This window comes from Iodobacter sp. BJB302, from assembly GCF_002735645.1.
Classification (GTDB): Bacteria; Pseudomonadota; Gammaproteobacteria; order Burkholderiales; family Chitinibacteraceae; genus Iodobacter.
Map to the genome: position 1 here is coordinate 1 of NZ_PDZG01000006.1, position 23,104 is coordinate 23,104.

The following is a 23,104-nucleotide window of genomic DNA, read 5'->3' on the forward strand; positions in this document are numbered from 1 at the left end:
TGGTCGGCTTGGCTTTGCGCACCGCTTTGGCGGCCCGCCCACGATGCTGAAGCTGATTGGCTTGACGCAGTACGCGGTACATCGTTGATTCAGAAGCTAAATAGCGACCTTCGTCGCTCAGAATAGGTACGATCTGGCTGGGTGGAGCGCTGTTAAAACGTGGGCTGTTACAGACCGATAAAATCGCTTGGCGCTCCGTTTCGCTGAGTTTGTTCGCCGGATCGTTCCGTTTGACCAAGGGCCGCTGATCCGCGATCACCTTACCTGCGGCTTGCCAGCGATACCAGCTATGCACCGAAATGCCGATCGTTTCACAGGCACGATATAAGCTCGCACCGGCTTGGCACGCCTGTCTGATCCAAGTGGTCAGCCGCTCCCGTTGATCCAATGATGTCAGTCTTCCTCGGGTTCGCCCCAAAGGGCGCGCACCTTTTTTTGCAGAATCAGCAACGCGGCCGCCTCCGCCAGTGCCTTATCTTTACGCAGAATTTCCCGCTCCAGCTGCTTGTTTTGCTTGCGTAGGGTTTTGTTTTCTTGTGCCTGCTCCGGCGTGCTGGCTTCAGCCTGGCCTTGCGCCTGAATGGAGAGATCGCGCCATTGTTTCACTTGCTCCGGGAATAAACCCTTGGCACGACAATATTCGCTGAGCTCGATTTCGGACATGGCAATGGTTTCGACGACCACGGCAAAGCGGGTTTGGGCAGACCAGTTTTCACTGCTGCGATGATGTTCGGGCACGGAGCGGCCCTCCTGGCGAAGATGATTGCGCCAATTGTACAGCGTGGCTTCGGAGAGGTTTTCTTGCAATGCCAACTGCCTGATGCTGACCGGATGAGGAGCAAGCATTTTGCTTAAAATGGCATCTTTACGAGCCTTGGGAATACGCGACATGATAAGTAACCAGCCCCCTGAGTAAGTTGGAATCCCTGAAAAGGGAGTATCTCAACTATCCTGACACAGGGGGTAGTTTCCACCCCAGTTGTATAGCCATCCGGTATTTAGCCAGAGAAACTTAGGGTGTTATCTATGGACATCATTGCCGAAATACGGTGTCGTCATCTCGTGCGCAATTGTGAATGAAACGTCAACAGACCCTAGGCCGGGGCCTACTACAGCATTCAGCGTTTCGTTAGACAGTGGAAGTCCAGCGCCGTCGCATCCGGCAGCAAGCAGCCCTTTGTCCCGCTGGTCTTTGCGCCGGGCGAGGTTTGTTAGTTTGACTGGAGCCATGAGCAGGTCGAAATTATTGGCGTACTTCAGATCATTAAAGTGGCCCATTTTCGCTATAACCTATAGTCGGAAATGCTTTACGGCGGTCTATCAACGGGAAACCCTAGAGATGGTCTTCGATGCGCATGATCGCGCCTTTGCCTTCTTCGGCGGCGTGCCGCTGCGCATGGTGTATGACAATCTGAAATCCGTCGTGGAGCCGGTTCAGGCTTCAGGGGGCGGAGAATTACTTACAAGCATGATTGCACGGCATATTTTTTTGCATCTGGGGTGGATTTTTTTGTAATTAATTACAAAAATCGAGTGGAGTACCCCACTCAAAATCACCATCCGACGGGAGGGGCAATTGTGGTGTTTAGTAAAGGCTAGAGTGGATTAATGTTTATGGAATAGGAGTTTAATCATGCCCACCCAGCTGCTTGCGCTTGGTGTGATCGGCGTGCGTTTATATGAACGTATTTTGACATCTCCAGCACAGTATTCTAATGAATTAGCGGATCATATCGTTGATGAAATTAATTACTACCTTCCCATGGCACCTTTAAAGGAAGAAACCTTATTGTTTCATTTGGCTTGTGAGATTCATTTGGCATTGGAAGAATGTGATGAAAAAATAAATACGATTGCTGGCCGTCATGAGGCTGCTGTGATCGTTTCGGGCTTAATTGCCCAGACCAAGCGGTTTTCACACCTATATCATGACTAAATCAGACTGTTTTTATATGCTGATTTAAATCTTAAAAAAACTTATTTAAAACAGGGTAAAACGCAGCCTCAGGGGAAGGCTGTGCGTTGTTAAAGAATATGGCACTTCAGATACATCAGCTTTCAATACTGAAAAAAAAGGCGGGTATTTGATCGGGCTGTCTTCTGCATAATCAGCTTTGATTAAAAATACTAAAGTAAAAAAAAGGAATATTCTCAGGCAATATGTAACGGCCAGAGCGCTTATTTAAGGGTATGCTAACAGCGCCCATTCCGAAGGCTAAAGGCGAGCTGATATGCGTATACGTAGTTCTGATTTGATTGAGCCTCTGGCAGCAATTATGGCTGTCGGAGCTTTAATTTGGTTGGGTTTAATGATTATGGCCCCATTTCTTGCTTCAGTTATTTGGGCGGCCATTCTGGTTTATACCACCTGGAAGCCTTATCAGTATTTAGTAAGACTTTGCAGAGGTAGTCGTTTTACTGCAGCCCTGCTCTTTATTACGGCTTTACTGACGTTTTTAGTTTTACCTTTGCTTCTTGCCGGGTTTGAATTTGCCAGTCAGGCGGGTTCATTGATTAAAACGGTGAGTTTGCAATTTCAGCTGGGCTGGCCGGATTTACCTGCCTGGGTGAGTACGTTTCCCTATTTGGGCGAGTGGATCAATGGATTCTGGATCAAGCTTGGTCAGGGTGATCCTGCGCTATTAGAGCGTATTCGTGGTTTAAGCGGGCCTGTGGCATCGGGTTTATTACGTTTTGGCGGTATTGTTGGTGGCGGATTTTTATTACTGGCCTTAAGTTTGATTGTGGCCTTTTTCTTTTATTTACACGGGGAACGCGCTGCTGTATGGCTGAAAGGCATGATGTGGCGTATTGCAGGTGAGAAAGCAGAATCACTTTTACAGGTTGCAGCAGGCACGATCAGAGGCGTGGTCTATGGCTTTTTAGGAACGGCTTTAGTGCAAGGGGTTTTAGCTTGGTTTAGTTTCTTGATTGCCGGTGTGCCTAATTCTCTGACATTGGGTTTTGCCAGCTGTTTTCTTTCTATTTTACCGGGCGGGCCCGGGCTGATTGGTTTACCAGCTGCGGCCTGGCTTTATTATCAGGGGCATACGGGCTGGGCAGTTTTCCTGGCGCTTTGGATGATTTTTGTAGTGGGAACTGCTGATAATGTGGTGAAACCGCTCTTTATTGGTAAAGAAAGCGATTTACCATTTATTTTGATTTTATTTGGCGTCTTGGGCGGGGCTTTGTCATTTGGTTTATTGGGGGTCTTTTTAGGCCCGACGTTATTAGCAGTATGTTACGCCCTGCTGGGAAGCTGGGTAAAAGGAAGTGCCAAAGCAGATCAGTGCTGACTGGCATTTTAAAAAGAGCACCGTATTCAAATGACGGTGCTCTTTTTTTATTATTTGATTTCAAATATTTTGCCAAAATTAGCAATTTCCAGTACGGCTTTCACAGTGCCTCTACAGTTAATCAGGGTCACTTTGCGGCCATTGGCCCGCTCGTTCAGCAGCAGCAGCATGCCCAAGGCGGCGGAATCCATATAGTCGACGGCGCTGAAATCCATTTCAAGTTCAGTAAGGCCTGGAGTCTCAAGTGCTGCTGTTGTGGCTTGTTTAAACTCGCGGTGCGATTCAAACGTAAAATTGCCGTTCAGCATAATCCGGCCTTTATGATCGTCAATCTTGGTGCTGGTTTGCATGATTTTGTTCCTCGTTGATCTTGACTCTGTCTCTTGCTGTTGCATTTTGTAAGCAAGCAGTACTTTGGCTTCTTCCTTATTGTAGAGTTGCATTTGGGTTTTTGCTGGGGATTGATCGATTTGCCCGCTGGTTTACTCGCTGATGCCGTAGCGCTGTTTTGTTTTACGAAAAAATTCTTGCAGTTGCAAACCCCGGCCATTGCCGGGATCCAGATCATGGATGCGCAGCAAATAATCATTGCTGAGCTGCATCCATTCCTGATGCCAGCCATGCTGATTGGTATAGGCGAGAAGGGCGTTCACAGTATTCAGCAGCACTTGTATATTTCCAGGCATATCGGTGGCTGCGCGGATAAACAGTTCTGCCGCGCCTGCCAGATCGCCACTGCGTGCCATTTTTACGGCCTCATTATTGAGTGCCACAATACTGGCGCTGTTTTCTTTAATGAGTTGTTCTGCCTGATCCTGATGACCATGCTGGCGGTAAAGCGTGGTGATTTTGCTGGCAAGGTTCAGATCATCATGGCTGTTTTTCAGCAGATTACGCACCACAATCTCAGCGAGGGCTTCCTGCTTCTGATTAAAGCAGGCTTTAGCCAGCGCCATGCCCACCATTACTGATGGCGGCAGGGTAAGCTGAACCAGCTGCCCCAGCGCTGTTCTGAGCTGATTCTGAGCTTTTTCTATATCGCCCTGATGCATATAAATGTCTGCATCCAACGCATCGGCCAGCACGCTGACCTGAGGGTCTTTAAAGTCTTTACGGATTTCTTCTACGGTGAGCCTGGCAGCGGCTACATCTCCCCGGCTGATCTGCACGTCGGCCAGCTGGCCGTAATCAGCGGGGTTGCGTAAAAAGGAGTGTCTGGAGATTTTTACGGTTTCAAGCAGGGCGTTTTCGGCCGTGGCCAGATCTCCGCTTTTAAGCGCGGCTTCACCCAGCTGACGCTGCCTGGTGACCACAAAAGGGGATTTATTAATCGCTCGCTTCAGCGTTTCCTGGGCGGCGTTATCTTCACCGATGGCCTGCTGTGCACGGGCCAGCCAGTCGTAGGCTTCCAGTGCGTGTTTATGTGCGCTGATAATGGCCTTAAAAACCGTCAGTGCTTCCGAGTAGTTTTTCAGCTGGTAGAGTGCTTTGCCCAAAGCCATTTTTGCCCATGGTAATTCTTGTTCTACCAACAGCTGCCTGCACTGATCCCGCACGCTAACCCAATCGCCAATGCGCAGCAGAAGATGAATTTTAAGGCGTAAAAAATCCTGGGTGTATTCGGCGCTGGTATTGGCCGCCTTGCTGCAAAGCTGGATCGCACTTAAGAAATCATGCGCCATGATGGCTTCATCAACTAATTTAAAGCGCACTTTCTTTTGTAAGGCACTGAGTACCCGGCTGTAGAGCATTTCGCCAGTGAAGGGCTTGAGCAAAATAGCATCGGGGGATTGCTCAGCAGCGCCCAGTACTTTTTGCGCCTGTCGTTCGGCAGTGGTGATGATAAAAATTGAAGACGCTTTAAGTAAATCAAGCCGCCTTGCTTCATCAAATAAAAACAATCCATCTTGGCCTTTGCCTAAGTCATATTCGCAAAGAATCAGCTCGTATTTAAGCTTTTTCATACTGGCTAAGGCTTCAGTGCTATTGCTGGCATGATCAATATGGCTGGTGCCGTATTGGCCCAGGATCATCCCAAGGCTGCGTCTGACTTCCGCCAGCGGATCAATAATCAGCACACGTAAAGAGGCGACATCGGGGATTCCATTGGCCGCTTTACGCTTGGCTGTGGCAGAGGAGATAACCGAGAAGGCGCTTATTTTTTCAGCCATGATTTAAGGCGTATTGTCCGTTTAAAACGCATCAATCCTGCCATAGATTAACCGGGCAGGGCGCAGAATTTCTGTTGAGTCAGCCCGCATACAGACTCCTCCCTGTGGCGCTGGCTGAACAACAGCTATCAGATTACTTTTAACTTGGCGTAAGCCACTGCTAGCCATTTAGATCCTGCCGTTGCAAAATTGACCTGCACATTGCCATTGGCTCCGCCTTCATGATCGGTAACGACACCCTGACCAAATTTTGGATGCTCTACATTTGTGCCAATCGCAAGACCATGCTCTGGTGTGGGGGCTTTGATTTTGCTGGCTACGGTGGCCGGGCCCGAATAACCTTGCGGCGCATAACCACGATTCAGAAATTTTAGCAGCTGCTGAGGAATCTCCTGCATAAAGCGGCTGGCTACGGCGTATCGTGTTTGCCCATGCAGCATACGGCTTTGTGCAAGGGTAATGTAAAGACGGCGGCGTGCACGGGTAATCGCAACGTACATCAGGCGGCGCTCTTCTTCCACAGCCCTTGCATCATTCATGCTGTTGTCGTGGGGGAAAAGCCCCTCTTCAAGGCCGCATAAAAACACGGCATGAAACTCCAGACCTTTGGATGCATGTACGGTCATCAGCTGCAGGGCTTCTTCGTGAGCGCCCGCTTGATGGTCTCCAGCCTCAAGGCTGGCATGAGATAAGAAGGCGATCAGATTGTTTTCATCTTCCTGCACAAAATTGGTGGCTGCATTAATCAGCTCGCCCAAGTTGGCCAGCCGCTCTTCTCCTTCTTTATCTGCCTGATAATGGGCGCGCAGGCCAGAGAGATCCAGCATCATATCGACCAGCTCCGGCATGGCAAGGCCTGTTGCCTGCGAGCGCATAGTTTCAATGATTTCAGCGAATTTTCTGACCGCAGCCGCGCCGCGTCCGGCTGCTCCCGAGCAGGCAGCCTGCCAAAGCGTGGTACTGCTGTGCTGGGCGGTTTCCTGAATGCTTTCTATGGTGCGGGCGCCGATGCCCCGTGTGGGGAAGTTGATCACGCGCAGCAGGGCATTATCGTCGCCTGGGTTGGCAATTAGCCGTAAATAAGCAAGTGCGTGCTTGATTTCCTGGCGTTCAAAAAAGCGTAAACCGCCATACACCCGGTAAGGTACGCCTGCTGTAAATAAAGCATGCTCAATCACACGGGATTGGGCATTCGCACGGTAGAGAATTGCAATATCGTTGGCTGCCGTGCCTTCCCTCATCAGGGTTTGAGCTTCTTCTACAATAAATGCGGCTTCTTCAAAATCAGTGGCAGCTTCAAAAACACGAATTGGCTCGCCAGCTGGCTCGCTTGTCCACAATTCTTTACCTAAACGATTTTGGTTATTACTAATTACCGCATTGGCAGCATCTAAGATATTGCCTTGGGAGCGGTAATTTTGCTCTAAGCGAATCACATGTTTTACAGAAAAATCGCTTTGAAAATCATGCATATTTCCTACATTTGCACCGCGAAATGCGTAAATCGACTGATCATCATCACCTACAGCAAATAGCGCATTATTCTGGCCGGCTAAAAGTTTTAACCAAGCATATTGCAGCTTATTTGTATCCTGAAATTCATCGACTAAAATGTGGCGAAAACGGCTTTGATAGTGTTCACGCAAAGATTCATTTTTAGAAAGTAATTCGTAACAGCGTAGTAATAATTCAGAGAAATCAGCGACACCTTCCCGCTGGCATTGTTTCTCGTATTCTTCATAAATTAATCGCAGCATGCGCGAATAATCATCCCATGCGTCTGTATCACCGGCCCGGCGGCCATTTTCTTTATGCCCATTAATATATTGCTGGACTACTTTTGCCGGATACTTTTCATCATCTATATTTAAAGCTTTCAATATGCGTTTAATTAACGACAGTTGTTCGGCAGAATCCAAAATTGCAAAAGTTTCGGGTAAGCCAGCATCCCGCCAGTGCAAACGCAGCATACGATTACATAAACCATGAAATGTCCCAATCCATAATCCGCGCGGATTAAGGGGCATCATGGCGGTAATACGCATCAGCAATTCTTTGGCGGCTTTATTGGTAAAGGTAACAGACAATAAACCTGCAGGGCTGCATTGCCCGGTTGATAAAAGCCAAGCAATACGGGTGGTGAGCACACTGGTTTTACCACTGCCGGCACCCGCAAGAATGAGCGCATGTTCCGGAGGTAATTCAACGGCTGCGGCTTGTTCAGGATTCAGTTTTGCGGTGAGAGGATGCGACATGGCAATGATTCACAGGTAAGGAAGGGGATTTTGTACGGCTCAATACAAACAAGGCAGCCTGGGCTGCCTTGTTTGGTCTTACGTGCATAGCTTTAATTTTTTATAAAATTACACGGATATTTACGGTTTCTTTTTCTTTTTAAAAGGTCTTTGGCAGAAGGAATCAGATTGATATCTGATTTCTTATTGCGTCAGGATCTCTTACAGATCAAGGCACTACGGGTCTATTCGTCATTTCATAAAAAACGCAGTCAATTAAGCAATGCGCAATTCTTCTAATGAGCGGCCTGTTGCCAGGAATTCAATTGCCCATTGTGGCTTACGGCCACGGCCAGTCCATGTTTGTTCTGCATCAGCTGGATTACGGAATTGTGCTTTAGCTGTAGAAGCTGCTTTTTTAGCTGCTTTTTTGTCGCTGCTTGTGCCCAATACGTCGGACAATGAGAAGCCTTTAGAAGCAACCAGGTTTTGCAGTTCAGCAATCAGATTTTGCTTTTCTGATTCTTTGCGGCGAACAATTTCAACTTCCAGGTTTTTTTTGAGTTCAACTAACTCGCTATAGCTCAGTGGGGATAGATCAATCATGGTAATTCTCCTTGGGTCTTTGAATTGGGGTACTCCACCGAACGGATTATGGATATCTATTCTCCACAATTCAAGCTTTCTTAATTACCTAGCCAAAGATTTACTGAATTTAGATCTTTTTCAGACAATTCTCCGCTGGTTGCAGCCAATTGCAGACGGGCATACAAATAGGTGTAACGTGCTACGGTAAGGTCATAACGAGTGGAGAAATAAGTTTGTTCGGCATTAAGTACATCAATCGTTGTACGTACTCCAACTTCTCTGCCTAATTTAGTTGATGCTAATGATGATTCACTTGATTTAAGCGCCTGCTGTAAAGCGACAATTTGTGCCGCACCAGAACTCACGCCTAAAAATGCTTGTTTTGTAAATTGAGCCGTATCACGGCGGCTGGCTTCTACTGTCTGGCGTTGTTGTTCTTTTTTCGCGAGCGCTTCGCGTAATTTGGATGAACGATCCCCCCCCGTATACAAAGGAATTGATAATTGCAAACCAATTTGACCCGAGCTGGCACGGTCTAATCCACCCGATTTGGATATGCCGGCTGAATTCCAGGTATTTCCATAACCAGCGGTTAAATCGAGAGTAGGGGAGCTTTCTAAGCGGTATTTATCAATTTCGCGGCTGGCAACATCTAAGCCTAATTGTTGACCTGCAATCACTAAACTGCCATTGTCACTGCGTTGCAGCCATGTATTCATATCATTAGGCTGCGGTGGTACAGGCTGCTGGCGATTGCTGATTGGCTTCAGATTAAGCGGGCTGAGCTGAGTGAGCTGCTCATAGGCATTTCGTTTAATTGCCATATCATTATGTGCGGCAATTTCAGCTGAGTTGATAGCATCAAAGCGGGCTTGTGCTTCATCTGTATCGGTAATAGTAGAAACACCCACTTCAAAAGATTTTTTTGCCTGAGCAAGTTGCTGGGCTACCGCTTCTTTTTGCGCTGTTGTTTGTTTTACTTTTTCTTCTGCTCCCAAAACTTCAAAATAGGCTTTTGCCACTCGCAGAATTAAGTCTTGTTCCGCTACCCTGAAAATAACTTCGGCCTGTTCGGTTTGTTTTTTTAGCTGATCAGCGCCTGCAAATGCCTCTGCACGGTAAATAGGCTGGATAAGGCCTAATTTATAGCCATAGCTATTGCCATTTTGGGTGGTGCTGTCAAAGTTTTCAGGGCTGTAGCTTGTTTGCTCCCGATTGGCGTTGCCAGATAAAGTAATATGCGGCAGTAATAAAGCTTTACCCTGCTCGGCTTTCTCTCTGCCTGCATCAAGCCCTGCGCGGGCAGCGGCAAAATTAGCGTCGTATTTTTGTGCTGCATGCCATGATTCAAGTAAATCTGCTGCAAAGAGCGGTTGTGAAAGCAGGGCGATGCTCAGTGCAATTAAAGTTTTGTTCATCTTTAGCGTCTCAGGTGTCTGTTAAATAGGCTGTTAAATTTTTATCAGGGCAGTCAGGGCTTTCACGCGCCGGGTATTGTCCTGAGAGTGAAGCTTTACGGCTGTCAGATCGAAAAAAGGGGAATTTGCCTAAGCAAAATAATATCCCCTTTCTTTTTTTTAAAATTGTCTTAATTTCGTATGAATTATGTACCGGGCATTATACTTTTTTGCTTTCCGGCGGGCTTAGCCTGAACCATGCGGCATACAAAGCGGGTAAAAATAATAGCGTTAAAACGGTAGCAACAAATAAACCACCCATAATGGCAATCGCCATTGGCCCCCAGAAAGTGTCACGAGTGAGCGGAATCATGGCCAGAATGGCTGCCGCAGCGGTCAGCATAATAGGCCTGAAACGCCTTACTGCGGATTCAATCACTGCGGTCCAAGCATCATCCCCTGCCGCGCGGTCCTGCTCAATCTGATCCATCAGAATGACAGAGTTACGCATAATCATGCCTGAAAGTGCGATGACGCCCAACATCGCCACAAACCCGAACGGGGCTTGGAACAGCAGCAGGGAAATCGCAACGCCAATCAGGCCAAGCGGGGCGGTGAGCAGCACCATAATCATGCGCTGAATGCTTTGCAGTTGCAGCATCAGCAGGGTCATGACCACCAGCAGCATCAAGGGCATGACTTTATTGATTGATTCCTGGCCCGTTGCTGATGACTCCAGCGTGCCGCCGGTTTCAATATGGTAACCCTGTGGCAGCTTCGCTTCGATTTTACGCACCGCAGGCATCAGTGCATTGCTCACATCAGGGGCTTGGGCACTGCCAGCCACATCCGCACGTACGGTGAGCGTGGCGACCCGGTTACGCCGCCAGATCAGGCTTTCTTCGTTCTCAAGCCGCAAGGTTGCTAGTTGGGAAAGCGGTACAAATTGCCCTGATGGCAGAGGCACACGTAAATCTTTCAGAAAATCGAGACGGGTGCGCTCGTTACTGGTCAGGCGGGTGACCACATCGATGCTCTGATCCGCTTCACGATACTGAGTGGCGGTAATGCCGGATACGGCCATTTGCAGGTATGTTGCCAGCTCTTGCGAAGTCAGCCCCAACTGGCGTAAACGATCTTGCTTTGTTTGCAGCCGGACAACTTTTACTTTTTCACCCCAATCGGTATGAACTTGCCGGGTATGCGGATTCTGGCGCATTGCATCTGCCACCTGGGCTGCGATGCGGTTCAGCTCGGCAGGGTTTTCTCCGCTGATACGAAACTGCACCGGATAACCCACAGGAGGGCCGTTTTCCAGCCGGGTGACACGTCCCCGCACCAGCGGGAAATCGTCAGCAAATTTCTGGCTCAGACGTTTGTAAACGTTCTCGCGTACTTTTTCATCCTTGGTCATGACGGTGAGCTGGCCAAAGTTTAAGTTGGGCATTTGCTCGTCAAGCGGCAGATAGTAGCGTGGCGAGCCCACACCGATATAGCTGGTCACATGGGCCACATCGGGGTCTTTCATTGCAATGGCTTCCATGCGCTTAACCTCGCGCTCGGTGGCTTCATACGAGGCGGTGTAGGGCAGCCACATATCTACCATCAGCTCGGGTCGTGCAGAGGCCGGGAAGAACTGCTGAGGGATAAAGAGGGCAAAGGTAGCTAGGGCCACCAGAAACGCGCCCAGGGTGGCTGTAATCACTGTTTTGCGCCAGGTGACGCACCATGTCACCAGCTTGCGAAAACGCGCGTAAAAACCACCCTGATACACATCGTGCTCTTCATGGCGCGGTGTTTCCGGCAGCAGGTGATAGCCCATATAGGGGGTGAACACCACGGCCACAATCCAGGAAAGCACAAGGGCAATACCAATCACCGCAAAAATCGAGAAGGTATATTCACCCGCATCTGATTTGGCCAGCCCCACAGGCAAGAAGCCGGCTGCTGTAATCAGAGTGCCAGTGAGCATGGGAAAAGCGGTGGAGGTATAGGCAAAAGTGGCCGCATCAAAACGGCTCCAGCCCTGCTCCAGCTTCAATGCCATCATTTCCACGGCAATAATGGCATCGTCCACCAGTAAGCCCAGCGCGATCACCAGTGCGCCCAGCGAAATCCTTTGCAGCTCCAAATTGAAAATATTCATGCCAAGAAAGGTGAGCAACAAAACCAGCGGGATAGACAATGCCACCACAATCCCGGTACGCCAGCCTAGGCTTAAAAAGCTCACTGCCAGTACAATCACTACCGCTTCCAGCAGTGATTTCATAAAAATATGAATGGCGTTTTTCACCACGGCAGGCTGGTCAGAAATGGTATGAATTTCAATCCCTACAGGCAGGTTGCTTCTGATTTTGGCTAATGACGCGTCAATTTGCTGGCCCATCTTTACGACATCGCCACCTTTACGCATGGAGATTCCAAGGCCAACCGCATCCTGCCCCTGATAGCGCATTTTGGTTTGTGGCGGGTCAATTGTGGCCCGGAATATCTGTGCAATATCGCCCAGCAGGAAGGTTTTTCCTGCCACGGTAATGGGAAGGCTGCGCAGGTGATCTACGGCATTAAAGCCGCCGCTTACGCGTAAATATACGTGTTCATCTTTGCCTTCAATGGCCCCCGCCGGGGTTACGGTATTGGTGGCTGCAATAACTTTATTAATTTGAAAAGGCGAAATACCAAGGCTGGCCAGCTTGGCATTGGAGTATTCCACATAGATTTTTTCATCCTGCTGGCCAATAAGCAGTGCCTTGTTTACATCTGGAATACGCAGCAGTTCGGTGCGGGCCAGCTCGATATATTTCTTAAGCTCAGGATAGGTAAACCCATCACCTGTAAATGCATAGAGATTGCCATAGGTGTCGCCAAACTCGTCATTAAAGAAGGGGCCGGATACACCAGGGGGGAGTTTGCCTTTTGCATCGTTAATGCGCTTTCTGACCTGATACCAGGCATCGGCCACATTATTTTTCTGATCTTCGTGCAACATAATCGTGATCAGTGATTCGCCGCTGCGGGAGTAGCTTTTGGTGAAGTGAATATAAGCGATACCCTGCAGCGCTTCTTCCAGCTTATCGGTCACCTGCTGCTCCATTTCTGGCGCACTGGCGCCAGGCCAGAAGCTTCTGACCACCATGGCTTTGAAAGTGAATTCCGGGTCTTCCTTCATGCCCAGCTTGCCATAGGCCAGAATACCGCCAAGAGTCAGTACGACCATCAGATACAGCACAAGCGACTGATGCTTGAGTGCCCAGGCTGAGAGGTTAAAGCGTTGCTTAGTAAGATCAGGTTTTTCCACGATGTTATTCTCCCTGAGCAGGCAGCAGTCTGACTGCTTGCCCTTCACGCAAGAGATGCACGCCCGCAGTAACCACAACATCACCGGCTTTTAGCCCCTTAACCTGAACTTGTTCACTATTTTTGTGCTGAGCATCGATTTGCGCATCAATCGGCTTGCTTTTTACACGCTGGTTTTCCACCAGCCATACACGCTGCTCTTTGTCTTTTCCATAAATGGCGGTCAGAGGCAGGGTGGTTGAGTTTTCGGCATGGCTGTTTTGGCTGCTTTTCACTGTGGCGCTCATGCCTAAACGAATTTCCGCAGACGGATTTTCTAATGACACTTTGGCGCGGTAAGTACGGCTGAGCGGATCGGCTGCGGGTGAGACTTCACGCACCTTGCCGTTAAAGGATTTTCCCGGCAGAGCCCAGAAGCTGATTTCTGTTTTTTGGCCGGGTTTTAAATCTGTGCTGCGGGCTTCTGGTAAATCAATAAAGACCTCTGTTTCGCCTGCTTTGGCTAACTGCACGACAGGCTGCCCGGCTGCTAATACCTGGCCTGGCTCAGCGAGTGTGGCAGTAATGACGCCATCGCTGGTGGCCAACAGCGTGGTATAGCCCGCCTGATTCTGGGCGACTTGCTGCTGTGATTGCGCTTGAACTAATTGCTTTTGCGCGGCAATGACAGCTGTTTGACGGCGGTCGACATCGGCCTGGCTTACAAATTTTTTGGCCAGCAGCTCTTGTGAGCGGCTGAGATCAAGCTTGAGCTGATCGAGCTGGCTTTGTGCCGATTCAGTTTGTGCTTTTGCGGCGGCGGCATTGAGCACCATATCTTGTGCATCAATTCTGGCCAGCGGCGTGCCCGTTTTTACTTCTGCACCAATATCGACTAAACGGCTGATCAGCTTGCCCGGAATTCTAAATCCAAGGGCGCTTTCCTGGCGGGCATGCAGCTCACCGGAGAATTCTGCATGGCTGTTTGCAGTGCCGGCGGCGAGGGTAATGGTACGGACGGGGCGAATTTCTTCCTGAGGCCTGGCTTCTTCCTTGCAGGCGCTTAAGAGTGCTGCACTCACTAGCAGCAGCGGAATTGCTTTATTCATGTGCTTGATCCTTGGGTGAGGCCAGCAGGCCGTTAAGGAGGAGGTCAATTGTGGTATTCAGAAATCTTTCGGGCTCTAAAGTCGCAGGCAGGCAGTTGATGAGTGAGTGTTTCATCAGCATGGCAACGATAATGGGGGATGAAATCACCTCGATGGCGTAATCAATATCGGCTACTTTGAATTCGCCACTGGCCATTCCACGCTCCAGAATGTGCCGCAAAATTTTATTGCCGGGGGTGACAAATTCTTCCTGGTATATTTTTGCGATTTGAGGGAAGTTGCTGCCCTCTGCAATCATCAGTTTAGGAAAAGCGGAAAGCTGGGTTTCCCCCATCGCCTGCCACCATGTTTTAAGCATGGCCTTAAGTAAGTCGGCTGAACTGCCTTGAAAGCTTGCAAGCAACTCATGGCCTATAGTAAGCTGCGGTAATAATATCTCACGCATTACCGCTTCGAATATCTCTTCTTTGCCTGCAAAGTAAATATATGGCGTGCCACAGGTTACACCTGCCGCTTTTGCGATATCTGTCATTTTAGTTGCGGCAAAACCTTTGCTGACAAACAGCCCTAATGCCGCTTCTAAAATTTCCTGCGGGCGGGCTTCTTTCCTGCGGGTCCAGCGTTTACATAACATGATGAACCTGTAATTAATAAATAAATATTCATTTATTATTGGGGGACTGACTATTTTTGTCAAAAATAAAGCGCGGGCAGGCTTGAGACTGTTAGAATTCTGCTCAAACTCCAGAGCAGCCCGCCGGGCTTAGTATCGGTTGGCTGCAAAATCACCTGGTTGGCTCATATTTCACCGGGTTTTTGGCCGAATAAATCCTTATTGGCTGCAAATCCGGCAAAATCTGTGCTCAATCATGCAATTTTTCTACGAGCCGCCTAAGCCCGACAGGCTGCAAGCTTTTGGACACGCCATGACCACGATTACCCCGCAAGAAAAAGCCGAAATTCTTTCGGAAGCCTTGCCTTATATTCAGCGTTTTTTTGATAAGACCATCGTCATCAAATACGGTGGTAATGCGATGACCGAACCCGAGTTAAAAGAAGGGTTTGCCAGCGATGTGGTGCTGCTTAAATTAGTGGGCATGAACCCCGTTGTGGTACACGGCGGTGGCCCGCAAATTAATGAATTGCTTGATCGTATTGGCAAAAAAGGGGAGTTCATCCAGGGGATGCGCGTCACCGATGCCGAAACGATGGATGTGGTAGAAATGGTGCTGGGTGGTCATGTGAACAAGGAAATTGTTTCTCTGATCAATAAGCATGGCGGTAAGGCGGTTGGTTTAACCGGCCAGGACGGGCACTTTATTAAGGCCCGTAAAATGTTTTTAAAAGACGGCACGGATGAGCTGTTGGATATTGGCCAGGTAGGGGAAATCGAATCGATTGATCCTACGATCGTGGCCCACCTTGATGCAGGTGATTTTATCCCTGTGATCGCGCCGATTGGCGTGGACAGAAATGGTGAAAGCTATAACATCAATGCTGATCTGGTGGCAGGTAAGCTGGCAGAAGTGCTGCACGCCGAAAAGCTGATTATGATGACCAATACCCCCGGCGTACTCGATAAGGAAGGCAATCTGCTTACGAAGCTCTCTGCCCAACGTATCGACGAGCTGTTTGCGGATGGCACGATTTCTGGCGGCATGTTGCCTAAAATTTCATCCGCGCTGGATGCGGCCAAGAGCGGCGTGAACGCGGTGCACATTATTGATGGCCGAGTAAAACATGCGCTGCTGCTGGAAGTACTTACCGAGCAGGGTGTGGGAACGATGATTCGCGCTAAATAAATTCTGCAGATCAACCTGGCCAGAGTATGCAGATTTTGTATTCTCTGCTGCCCCGGCCGGGTTTTATGGTTGTTGATCTTGTTTTTTTGTGAAAAGTAAACTACGTCTTCCTTGCATGTTACGTTTGGCCTACTAAAGTTAAACTTCAAAGCCATCAGGGAGATGCCCGTATGAAAACAGCACGCCAGCTGCTCGCAGAAAAAGCCATAGATAATATTTTGTCAGTTACTCCGCAGGCTTCGGTTTATCAGGCTTTACAGATGCTTGCAGAAAAAAATATTGGTGCATTGCTGGTGATGGAAGAAAACCACCTGGTTGGGATTTTTTCAGAGCGTGATTACGCCAGAAAAGTGATTCTGATGGGCAAAACTTCGGCGGGCACGCCAGTATCAGAAATCATGACCCGCAAATTGCTCTGTGTGCCGCCAACGGCCACCATTGATGAATGTATGGCCATCATGAGCGAAAAACGTATTCGCCACTTGCCCGTTTTAGACGGCGATAAAGTATTAGGTGTGTTATCGATTGGCGATCTGGTTCGGGAAATTATCGAAGAGCAAAAATTTACGATTGCCCAGCTGGAGCACTATATCCATTCCTGAGCGGCCTGCTCAGCCACCCGCAAGACCAGCAAGGCTGGTCTTTTTTTACGCTGAAATAATGAAACCCGTCTGGATTTTTGACCTCGATAACACCTTACACAATGCCGATTTGCATGCTTTTCCGGTGATCAACCGGGCCATGACGGCTTATCTTGCCCACCACTTACAATTGAGTGAGCAGGCGGCTACGGATTTACGTGTTGATTATTGGTTGCGCTACGGGGCAACAATGCTGGGCTTGCGTCGTCACCACCCGCATATTAATCCACGGCATTTTTTGCTTTTGTCTCATCCCCTCAATGAGCTGCTGAGAATCGTGCATCCCATGCCTGGTTTATCTGTAGCGATAAGAAGCCTGCCAGGCGAGAAGCTGCTTTTTACAAACGGCGCGCGCCATTACGCGCTGGCGATGCTGCTGGCGCTGGGAATCGACGATTGCTTCAGTGCCGTGGTGAGCGTAGAAGATGTCGATCTGATTCCCAAGCCGCATATTGCGGCTTATCGCAGGCTACTGGCGCGTTTCAGGCTGGACCCGCGCCGCTGCATTCTGGTTGAAGACACCCTGGAAAACCTGAAAACGGCTAAACAGCTGGGCATGAAAACAGTCTGGATTAACCCGCGCAGCTATGGGGCAGGCGTGGTTGATTTAAGCATCTCCAAACTGGGCGATATTGCTAAGCGCGGGCGCTGGCTTTACGCAGGAAAATGATCAGGTGTTGCGAAGTGCTGAAATTAAATGCTGTGAGAAATAGTAAATTTGCACACTTCTTCTGCCTCATGTAATTTACTTGGCATAAGGCATTTGCCAACTTATATAAGTCACCGGAGAGCACCTTGGAAGCAGCACGTCAGCTATTTGCCGCACTCAATCGCGACTATCTTGCCGTTCATAAAACCAAAGAAGATTTGTTTTGGGATACTTACATGGCCGTTTCTGACGATCATGATGGCTTTGCCAAAGCAGAAGAAGCCTATAAAAATTTTATTTCTGATCCGGTAAAGCTGGCTGAAGTGCGTGAGGCACTGGCGCGTTTAAAAACGACCGGTGCTGCTGAGCTTAAGCATGGCCTGCAAGGCTGGCTGGCGCTGTTTGAAAGCAATATTATCGACAGCGATGAAGCGCGTACTTTAATGAGCCAGCTGATTGCTCAGGAAGCCGCATTGTTTGCGAAAAAGCGCGATTATGTGCAAACGCATATCAATGAGAAAGGCGAGCGCGAGGAAGCCACACAAAGCACGCTGGCGACCAATATGTCGACAAATCCATCTGAAGCGGCGCGTAAAAGCTCGTTTGATGCGATGGCAGGGCTTGAGCATTGGGTGCTGGAAAACGGCTTTTTAGAGATTGTGAAGCAGCGCAATGCCTTTGCCCGCGCCCAGGGTTTTTCTGATTATTTTGCATATAAAGTGCGTAAGAATGAGCAGATGTCGGTCGAAGAATTATTTGCCATTCTGGATGATTTTGAGCTGCGTACCCGCGAAGCTAATCAGCGTGGCTTACAGGAGTTGGCACAGCAGCATGGTAAAGACGCGCTGCTGCCATGGAATTTCCGCTACACCATCAGCGGAGATGTTGCCCGCCAGATGGATCCTTACCTGCCTTTTGCGAAAGGGCTGGAGCGCTGGGTAGAAAGCTTTCGCAAGCTGGGTATCTCTTACCGCGGTGCCACCATGCAGCTGGATTTGCTGGAGCGTAAGGGTAAGTACCAGAATGGCTTTTGCCATGGCCCGATTCCATCCTTTTTTGAGGCGGATGGCCGCTGGGTAGCTGGGCAGATTAACTTTACAGCCGAAGCCAAGCCTGATCAGGTAGGCAGCGGTGCCCGCGCAATCAATACCCTGTTCCACGAAGGCGGGCATGCGGCGCACTTTGCTAATGTGACGCAGAATTCACCTTGTTTCTCACAAGAATTCGCACCGACCTCCATGGCTTATGCTGAAACGCAATCCATGTTTTGCGACAGCCTGCTGGAAGATGCAGACTGGCTGAAGCGCTACGCTAAAAATGCGGCCGGTGAATCCGTACCGAATGATTTGATTAAAGCGCGGATCGAAAAAAGCCAGCCCTTTGCAGCGCTGAACGAGCGCAATATTCTGGTGGTGCCTTATTTTGAACGCGCCTTGTACCTGCTTTCTGATGCTGAGCTAAAGGCAGAAAATGTCTTAGCTCTGGCCCGCGAATTTGAAATGAAAATCCTGGGCCTGGAGCTGGCTCCTCGCCCATTACTGGCTATTCCGCATCTTTTGAATCAGGAATCGGCGGCGGCTTATCATGGCTATTTACTGGCCAATATGGCGGTTTATCAGACCCGCGCATTCTTTGAGCGCGAATATGGCTATCTCACCGATAACCCGCAGATTGGCCCATTGTTAGCTAAGCATTACTGGGCGCCGGGCAACAGCATCAATCACAATGCCACGCTGATCAGCCTGACGGGTGAAGCCTTTAATGCCAAGTATTTAGCCAATGCATGTAATCAGACGGTGGAAGCAGCATGGGCTGATGCACTGGCGCAAATTAACTCAGCAGCAAGCCGGGTTTACCCTGAATCCCCGCTTAAAAATCTGGATGCACATATTCGCATCGTGCATGGCGCGGAGCTCTTGGCAGATAACACGCAATCAGACGCGCAAATGTTTGCGGACTTTGAGCGTGTGGTGAGCGAGCGTTACGGGGTTTGATTTTTTTTGGTGGAAATAGGGAGTGGTGAGTAGGGAGTGGTGAGTTGCTTTACTTGGGGATGAGGCTAAATTTCCCAACTCCCAACTCCCAACTCCCAACTCCCAACTCCCAACTCCCAACTCCCAACTCCCAATCAACGCTGTGCCGTTGCCAGCAATCCGCCTACCGTAAAGAACGCCGCACCGCAGCCCTGGTTAAAGCGTTTGATGCGGTTCGGGCCTTGCAGCCAGTTACCCAGCCTTGCACCGCCTGCTGCGTAGGCCACTTGCCAGCCTGCTTCGATGATAAAAAAGCTACCTAGCAAAATAGCCCATTGCCCGGCCTGCGGCTGTGCGGTGTTGATAAATTGCGGCAAAAATGCACCGGCAAATAAAATAGCCTTAGGGTTTGATAGCGCTACGGTTAATCCCAGACGAAAGCGCCTTGCTGCCGAATCGGCAGAAGCATTGGGCATTTCTAAATTGTTCCCGGCTTTAAAACATTGCCAGCCCAGGTAAATTAAATACACGGCACCGGCTAATTTAAAAATCAAAAACAGCGTGGCGGATGTTGCCAGAATAGTGGCCATGCCAAAGGCCGAGAGCGCAAACAATAAACACAAGCCTGCCAGTGCACCGCTCATCGTCGCCAGTGTGGCCTGCCAGCCATAGCGAGTGCCGTGCGACAGCATCAGCAGCATATTCGGGCCAGGCGTGGCGGAAATAAAAAAGGTAGTGGCAATAAAAGTCAGCCAGATGGTCATGCTCATGGGGGAATACCCTGTTTAGCTGAGGTTACACAGAAGTTTTGTTTAGTGCCTTCGGCACGGTGTTTAGCTGCGGGAGTTCCCCGCGAAGTCTTTAATTGCTTCGCCAGAAATCATAGTACGCAAAGAAGGCGACCCCACGAAACACGAACTTAATTCACACCCTGTTTTTCTCCGTGAAACTCTTTGTTCTCTGTGAGCCCCGTGGTTCAATATTTGGGTTTATATCATCCGTTAAATAATATTCAACCCCGGATGATCTTTCATCGGTTTATCAAGGTAATAGCCTTGCACCTGGTCAATCCCCAATTCAATCAGCATATTAAAGATGGCTTCGTTTTCTACAAACTCGGCAATGGTTGTTTTGCCCATTTCATGCGCCATGCTGACCATGCCGCGTACAAAGACCTGGCTGTCGTGATCGCTGATTAAATCTTTAATAAAAAAGCCGTCAATTTTAAGTACGTCAGCTTTTAGTTGTTTTAAATAGGCAAAGGATGCAAAGCCTGTACCAAAGTCATCAAGGCATACGGTGCAGCCTGTGGCGCGCAGTGCATCAATAAAGCGCTCTGCATCGCGGATATCCGATACGGCTGCTGTTTCGGTTAATTCAACCAATAACCGGGCCGGGTTTACTTTATGCAGCTTGAGCTGCTGGCTGATGTATTCCGGCATTTCCGGCTCATCAAATGAGCGGCCAGAGATATTAATGGCGATGGATGGAATATTTGCTTTTTTGCCGAGTAATTCAATAGTGGTGCGAATTACCCAGCGATCAATATCAATAATCTTGCCGGTTTTTTCTGCATGGGGAATAAACATCCCAGGCATAATGATTTCATCAGGTTTTTGCATATCCTTCATCCGTACCAGTGCTTCTAAATGCGCAAGTTTGCGGGTTCTGGGATAGTAAATGCCCTGGAAATGCAGCTCTAAACCATTGTGTTCCAATGCTTCTGTAATACGGTCTTTCCATGAAAGCCGGGTAATGGCCGACCTGGATGGATCGGCATCCTGGCGATACATCCGCCATGTGGATTTACCCGCCGATTTGGCCTGATACATGGCCGAATCGGCATGGGCGACCAGCTCCAGCGAGTTGCTGGCGTGATTGGGGAACAGCGCCACGCCTACCGATGAAGAAGGGCGCAAGACATGGCCTTCAACCGTAAACGGAATCTGTGAGATGGAGCTGACAATGCGCTCGGCCAGTTTACTGACTTCAAATTCATTGCAATCGGGTACTAAAATCGCAAATTCATCACCACCAAGACGCGAAAACACTTCGTGGCGGCGCACTTGGGTACCGATGGTTTGGGCGATACATTTCAGTAAATCATCACCCACGCCGTGGCCAAAGGTGTCGTTGACGTGTTTAAACTCATCCAGATCAAAGAACACCAAGGCCATAGCGCTTTGTTTGCGGTCAGCTTCGGACACCATACGATCGAGCTCTTGCTGAAAGCGATGGCGGTTATAGAGGCCAGTGAGGGCGTCGCGCTCGGCCAGCTTGATCATATGCTCGGACAGCTCACGCTGCTGTGTCACATCTTCGTAAATCCACATCCGGCCATTCGCCGTGCCCTGGCTGTCCAGTACCCTGAAGCCATGCTGGGTAATGACCCGGCCATCGTTCATGCTCAGCTCACCAAAATCGACTTTATCGTCTGACAGTGCCAGCTCTTCTAGGTAATTGGCAATAATATCGCCAAGTGCAGGGCGGTTTTCTGCGATTTGCAGAATCTGCCCAATGGGTTTGCCGGGTAGCTGATGACCGGGCCCCAGCCCCCATAAATCACAGAAAGCGGGGTTGTGAAATACCACCCGGTTGTCGTTATCGACAAACAGCACACCAAAGCGCATGGCAGAGAGCAAGGCGGTCAGCCGTGCACGCTCTGATTCGGCACGAGATAAATAGCTTTGCCCCAGGGATTGAATCTGGCGCAGCTCGATCACGGCTTTGCGCAGTGACAGCCGGTCTTCTTTCAGCTCGCTGTTATCCCGGATACTGGCGCGCAGTCCTAAATAATTTTCATTGGAATCGTAAATTGGCTGCCAGGATACCGAGGCCCAGAATGGCTGGCCATCCCGGCGAACTGCTCTGAATTCAAAATCCTGGATCACGCTGCGGTGCTCAAGTGCCTGTTTGAGTGTTTCTGTAACGCGGGCGCGCTCTTCCGGCATGGTGAGCGATAAAGGAAAATCGCCCAGCAGCATGCATTCATTCACCGAGTAACCGGAAAGCCGGGTCACCGAATCATTAATCCATACCAGCCGGCCCTCCTCGGGGGAGAGCCATAGTTCGGTACTGTGGGTGTAGTTGGCAATGGTATGAAATTTTTCTTCATTCATGACCAGTGAGTCAATCCGCTCTTTAATTAAACTGGTCATTTCATTAAAGCGGCGGGTGAGCTGGCTGATTTCATCTTGGCCGTGCGGGATGGGGGCAACATTATTGTAATTACCCTGGGCTGCGTTTTCTGCGGCTTTAATCAGGCGGTGAATATGGCGGCTGAGCCAAACGCCAAAAAGCCCCATCATCAGCGCGGAAAGTAAAATACCCACCACCATGGTGACGGCATTTTGCATCAGTAATTGATTTACCCCACCGCGCATAATCTCGGTGGAAATACCAAAGCGCAATTCGCCATAGGGCTCGCCCGCAAATTCAATCGGGGTGGCGGCATGGATGAGCGCAGGCAGGTTTTTTTCCAGCGATAGTTTATCAACAGGGGGCAGCGGGTGAGCGATATCCCAGCCCCTTGCGGCAATAATTTGTTTTTTATTATTGAGCAGAAGAATGTAATCAATGCCTTCTGCCGTGCGAATACCTTCCAGTAAATCAGCGGCCTGGGCCAGATTGCCCGTGGATAAAGGCGTGGCAAAAGCTGCATTTAACAGGCGGGATAATTCCTGAACACGCACTTCGGTGGCGTGTGTGGCCATTTCTGACCATATTCTCGATGTATTGAGTAAAAGAATGGCTAAAATCGTACATTGCACCAGCGTGCTGACCACGATTAAACGTGTGCGAAGCGAATTAAAAAACGGAAGCGATGCCATGCAAACCTGTCGTGAAATGATTGCTTAATTAAAGGTCAAACGCGTCGTGCTGATGATGGCGTCTGATCGCTTTCTTTGCTAAAGCATCTTTACCAAATTAAACACTGCCAAAAAGAGATGTTTTTGGCAGTGGCGCAT

General features: G+C 49.3%; 18 protein-coding genes and 1 pseudogene. 7 read left to right on the plus strand and 12 right to left on the minus strand.

The window, feature by feature from the left end; translation table 11 throughout:
- Together CSQ88_RS03100 and CSQ88_RS03105 are read right to left on the minus strand one after the other, a co-directional pair.
- A pseudogene (locus tag CSQ88_RS03100) lies at nucleotides 1-388 on the minus strand (helix-turn-helix domain-containing protein); the annotation flags it as partial.
- A gap of 5 nt (nucleotides 389-393) precedes the next feature.
- On the minus strand, nucleotides 394-891 hold the full coding sequence (locus tag CSQ88_RS03105; RefSeq protein WP_099396641.1) for a hypothetical protein: 498 nt from the start codon (nucleotides 889-891) through the stop codon (nucleotides 394-396).
- Between the two features lie 337 nt (nucleotides 892-1,228).
- On the opposite strand from CSQ88_RS03105, the gene CSQ88_RS22685 reads away from it, so the two are divergent.
- The 3 genes from CSQ88_RS22685 to CSQ88_RS03120 all read left to right on the plus strand — a co-directional run bounded on the left by CSQ88_RS22685 (nucleotide 1,229) and on the right by CSQ88_RS03120 (nucleotide 3,296).
- On the plus strand, nucleotides 1,229-1,516 hold the full coding sequence (locus CSQ88_RS22685; protein WP_143449397.1) for a DDE-type integrase/transposase/recombinase: 288 nt from the start codon (nucleotides 1,229-1,231) through the stop codon (nucleotides 1,514-1,516).
- Between the two features lie 117 nt (nucleotides 1,517-1,633).
- A complete protein-coding gene (locus tag CSQ88_RS03115) occupies nucleotides 1,634-1,936 on the plus strand; it encodes a hypothetical protein (protein WP_099396643.1) in 303 nt (100 codons plus the stop codon).
- Nucleotides 1,937-2,231: 295 nt separating this feature from the next.
- Nucleotides 2,232-3,296 carry an AI-2E family transporter gene (locus tag CSQ88_RS03120; protein ID WP_099396644.1) on the plus strand — a complete coding sequence of 355 codons (1,065 nt, stop codon included), beginning with the start codon at nucleotides 2,232-2,234 and terminating at the stop codon, nucleotides 3,294-3,296.
- A gap of 50 nt (nucleotides 3,297-3,346) precedes the next feature.
- On the opposite strand, the gene CSQ88_RS03125 is transcribed toward CSQ88_RS03120, so the two are convergent.
- From CSQ88_RS03125 to CSQ88_RS03160, 8 genes are all read right to left on the minus strand, one after another.
- Nucleotides 3,347-3,646, minus strand: coding sequence for an STAS domain-containing protein (locus CSQ88_RS03125; protein WP_205836270.1), 300 nt, complete (start codon nucleotides 3,644-3,646; stop codon nucleotides 3,347-3,349).
- A 132-nt stretch (nucleotides 3,647-3,778) separates the two neighbouring features.
- Entirely contained in the window at nucleotides 3,779-5,467 is a 1,689-nt protein-coding gene (locus CSQ88_RS03130) for a response regulator (protein WP_099396645.1), read from the minus strand.
- A 128-nt stretch (nucleotides 5,468-5,595) separates the two neighbouring features.
- Complete coding sequence (locus CSQ88_RS03135) at nucleotides 5,596-7,722, minus strand: UvrD-helicase domain-containing protein (protein ID WP_099396646.1); 2,127 nt, start codon at nucleotides 7,720-7,722, stop codon at nucleotides 5,596-5,598.
- 255 nt (nucleotides 7,723-7,977) lie between these two features.
- Nucleotides 7,978-8,307, minus strand: a complete 330-nt coding sequence (locus CSQ88_RS03140) for an H-NS family nucleoid-associated regulatory protein (protein ID WP_099396647.1) — start codon at nucleotides 8,305-8,307, stop codon at nucleotides 7,978-7,980.
- Between the two features lie 80 nt (nucleotides 8,308-8,387).
- On the minus strand, nucleotides 8,388-9,707 hold the full coding sequence (locus CSQ88_RS03145; RefSeq protein ID WP_099396648.1) for a TolC family outer membrane protein: 1,320 nt from the start codon (nucleotides 9,705-9,707) through the stop codon (nucleotides 8,388-8,390).
- Nucleotides 9,708-9,906: 199 nt separating this feature from the next.
- On the minus strand, nucleotides 9,907-12,984 hold the full coding sequence (locus tag CSQ88_RS03150) for an efflux RND transporter permease subunit (RefSeq protein WP_257212439.1): 3,078 nt from the start codon (nucleotides 12,982-12,984) through the stop codon (nucleotides 9,907-9,909).
- Between the two features lie 4 nt (nucleotides 12,985-12,988).
- Entirely contained in the window at nucleotides 12,989-14,071 is a 1,083-nt protein-coding gene (locus tag CSQ88_RS03155; protein WP_099396650.1) for an efflux RND transporter periplasmic adaptor subunit, read from the minus strand.
- Complete coding sequence (locus CSQ88_RS03160; RefSeq protein ID WP_099396651.1) at nucleotides 14,064-14,705, minus strand: TetR/AcrR family transcriptional regulator; 642 nt, start codon at nucleotides 14,703-14,705, stop codon at nucleotides 14,064-14,066. The genes CSQ88_RS03155 and CSQ88_RS03160 overlap by 8 nt, the downstream gene beginning before the upstream one ends.
- 292 nt (nucleotides 14,706-14,997) lie before the next feature.
- On the opposite strand from CSQ88_RS03160, the gene argB reads away from it, so the two are divergent.
- The 4 genes from argB to CSQ88_RS03180 all read left to right on the plus strand — a co-directional run bounded on the left by argB (nucleotide 14,998) and on the right by CSQ88_RS03180 (nucleotide 19,157).
- Nucleotides 14,998-15,873, plus strand: a complete 876-nt coding sequence (argB, locus tag CSQ88_RS03165; protein WP_099396719.1) for an acetylglutamate kinase — start codon at nucleotides 14,998-15,000, stop codon at nucleotides 15,871-15,873.
- Nucleotides 15,874-16,043: 170 nt separating this feature from the next.
- Nucleotides 16,044-16,475, plus strand: coding sequence for a CBS domain-containing protein (locus CSQ88_RS03170; RefSeq protein ID WP_099396652.1), 432 nt, complete (start codon nucleotides 16,044-16,046; stop codon nucleotides 16,473-16,475).
- A 58-nt stretch (nucleotides 16,476-16,533) separates the two neighbouring features.
- The gene (locus CSQ88_RS03175) at nucleotides 16,534-17,184 is read left to right on the plus strand and encodes a pyrimidine 5'-nucleotidase (protein WP_099396653.1); all 651 of its coding nucleotides are present in this window, start codon (nucleotides 16,534-16,536) and stop codon (nucleotides 17,182-17,184) included.
- 125 nt (nucleotides 17,185-17,309) lie between these two features.
- On the plus strand, nucleotides 17,310-19,157 hold the full coding sequence (locus CSQ88_RS03180) for a M3 family metallopeptidase (protein ID WP_257212441.1): 1,848 nt from the start codon (nucleotides 17,310-17,312) through the stop codon (nucleotides 19,155-19,157).
- Nucleotides 19,158-19,291: 134 nt separating this feature from the next.
- Here CSQ88_RS03180 and CSQ88_RS03185 read toward each other — a convergent pair whose 3' ends face one another.
- Both CSQ88_RS03185 and CSQ88_RS03190 read right to left on the minus strand, forming a co-directional pair.
- A complete protein-coding gene (locus CSQ88_RS03185) occupies nucleotides 19,292-19,906 on the minus strand; it encodes a LysE family translocator (protein WP_099396654.1) in 615 nt (204 codons plus the stop codon).
- Between the two features lie 231 nt (nucleotides 19,907-20,137).
- Nucleotides 20,138-22,966, minus strand: coding sequence for an EAL domain-containing protein (locus CSQ88_RS03190; protein ID WP_099396655.1), 2,829 nt, complete (start codon nucleotides 22,964-22,966; stop codon nucleotides 20,138-20,140).
- Nucleotides 22,967-23,104: the final 138 nt, after the last annotated feature.

Bases quoted from the DNA above. Each gene is read 5' to 3' on its own strand.
- CSQ88_RS03190 (WP_099396655.1), bottom strand. From the start codon at position 22,966: ATGGCATCGCTTCCGTTTTTTAATTCGCTTCGCACACGTTTAATCGTG.
- CSQ88_RS22685 (WP_143449397.1), top strand. From the start codon at position 1,229: ATGAGCAGGTCGAAATTATTGGCGTACTTCAGATCATTAAAGTGGCCC.
- CSQ88_RS03145 (WP_099396648.1), bottom strand. From the start codon at position 9,707: ATGAACAAAACTTTAATTGCACTGAGCATCGCCCTGCTTTCACAACCG.
- CSQ88_RS03160 (WP_099396651.1), bottom strand. From the start codon at position 14,705: ATGTTATGTAAACGCTGGACCCGCAGGAAAGAAGCCCGCCCGCAGGAA.
- CSQ88_RS03170 (WP_099396652.1), top strand. From the start codon at position 16,044: ATGAAAACAGCACGCCAGCTGCTCGCAGAAAAAGCCATAGATAATATT.
- CSQ88_RS03130 (WP_099396645.1), bottom strand. From the start codon at position 5,467: ATGGCTGAAAAAATAAGCGCCTTCTCGGTTATCTCCTCTGCCACAGCC.
- CSQ88_RS03140 (WP_099396647.1), bottom strand. From the start codon at position 8,307: ATGATTGATCTATCCCCACTGAGCTATAGCGAGTTAGTTGAACTCAAA.
- CSQ88_RS03185 (WP_099396654.1), bottom strand. From the start codon at position 19,906: ATGAGCATGACCATCTGGCTGACTTTTATTGCCACTACCTTTTTTATT.
- CSQ88_RS03155 (WP_099396650.1), bottom strand. From the start codon at position 14,071: ATGAATAAAGCAATTCCGCTGCTGCTAGTGAGTGCAGCACTCTTAAGC.
- CSQ88_RS03175 (WP_099396653.1), top strand. From the start codon at position 16,534: ATGAAACCCGTCTGGATTTTTGACCTCGATAACACCTTACACAATGCC.
- CSQ88_RS03135 (WP_099396646.1), bottom strand. From the start codon at position 7,722: ATGTCGCATCCTCTCACCGCAAAACTGAATCCTGAACAAGCCGCAGCC.
- CSQ88_RS03115 (WP_099396643.1), top strand. From the start codon at position 1,634: ATGCCCACCCAGCTGCTTGCGCTTGGTGTGATCGGCGTGCGTTTATAT.
- argB (WP_099396719.1), top strand. From the start codon at position 14,998: ATGACCACGATTACCCCGCAAGAAAAAGCCGAAATTCTTTCGGAAGCC.
- CSQ88_RS03120 (WP_099396644.1), top strand. From the start codon at position 2,232: ATGCGTATACGTAGTTCTGATTTGATTGAGCCTCTGGCAGCAATTATG.
- CSQ88_RS03125 (WP_205836270.1), bottom strand. From the start codon at position 3,646: ATGCAAACCAGCACCAAGATTGACGATCATAAAGGCCGGATTATGCTG.
- CSQ88_RS03105 (WP_099396641.1), bottom strand. From the start codon at position 891: ATGTCGCGTATTCCCAAGGCTCGTAAAGATGCCATTTTAAGCAAAATG.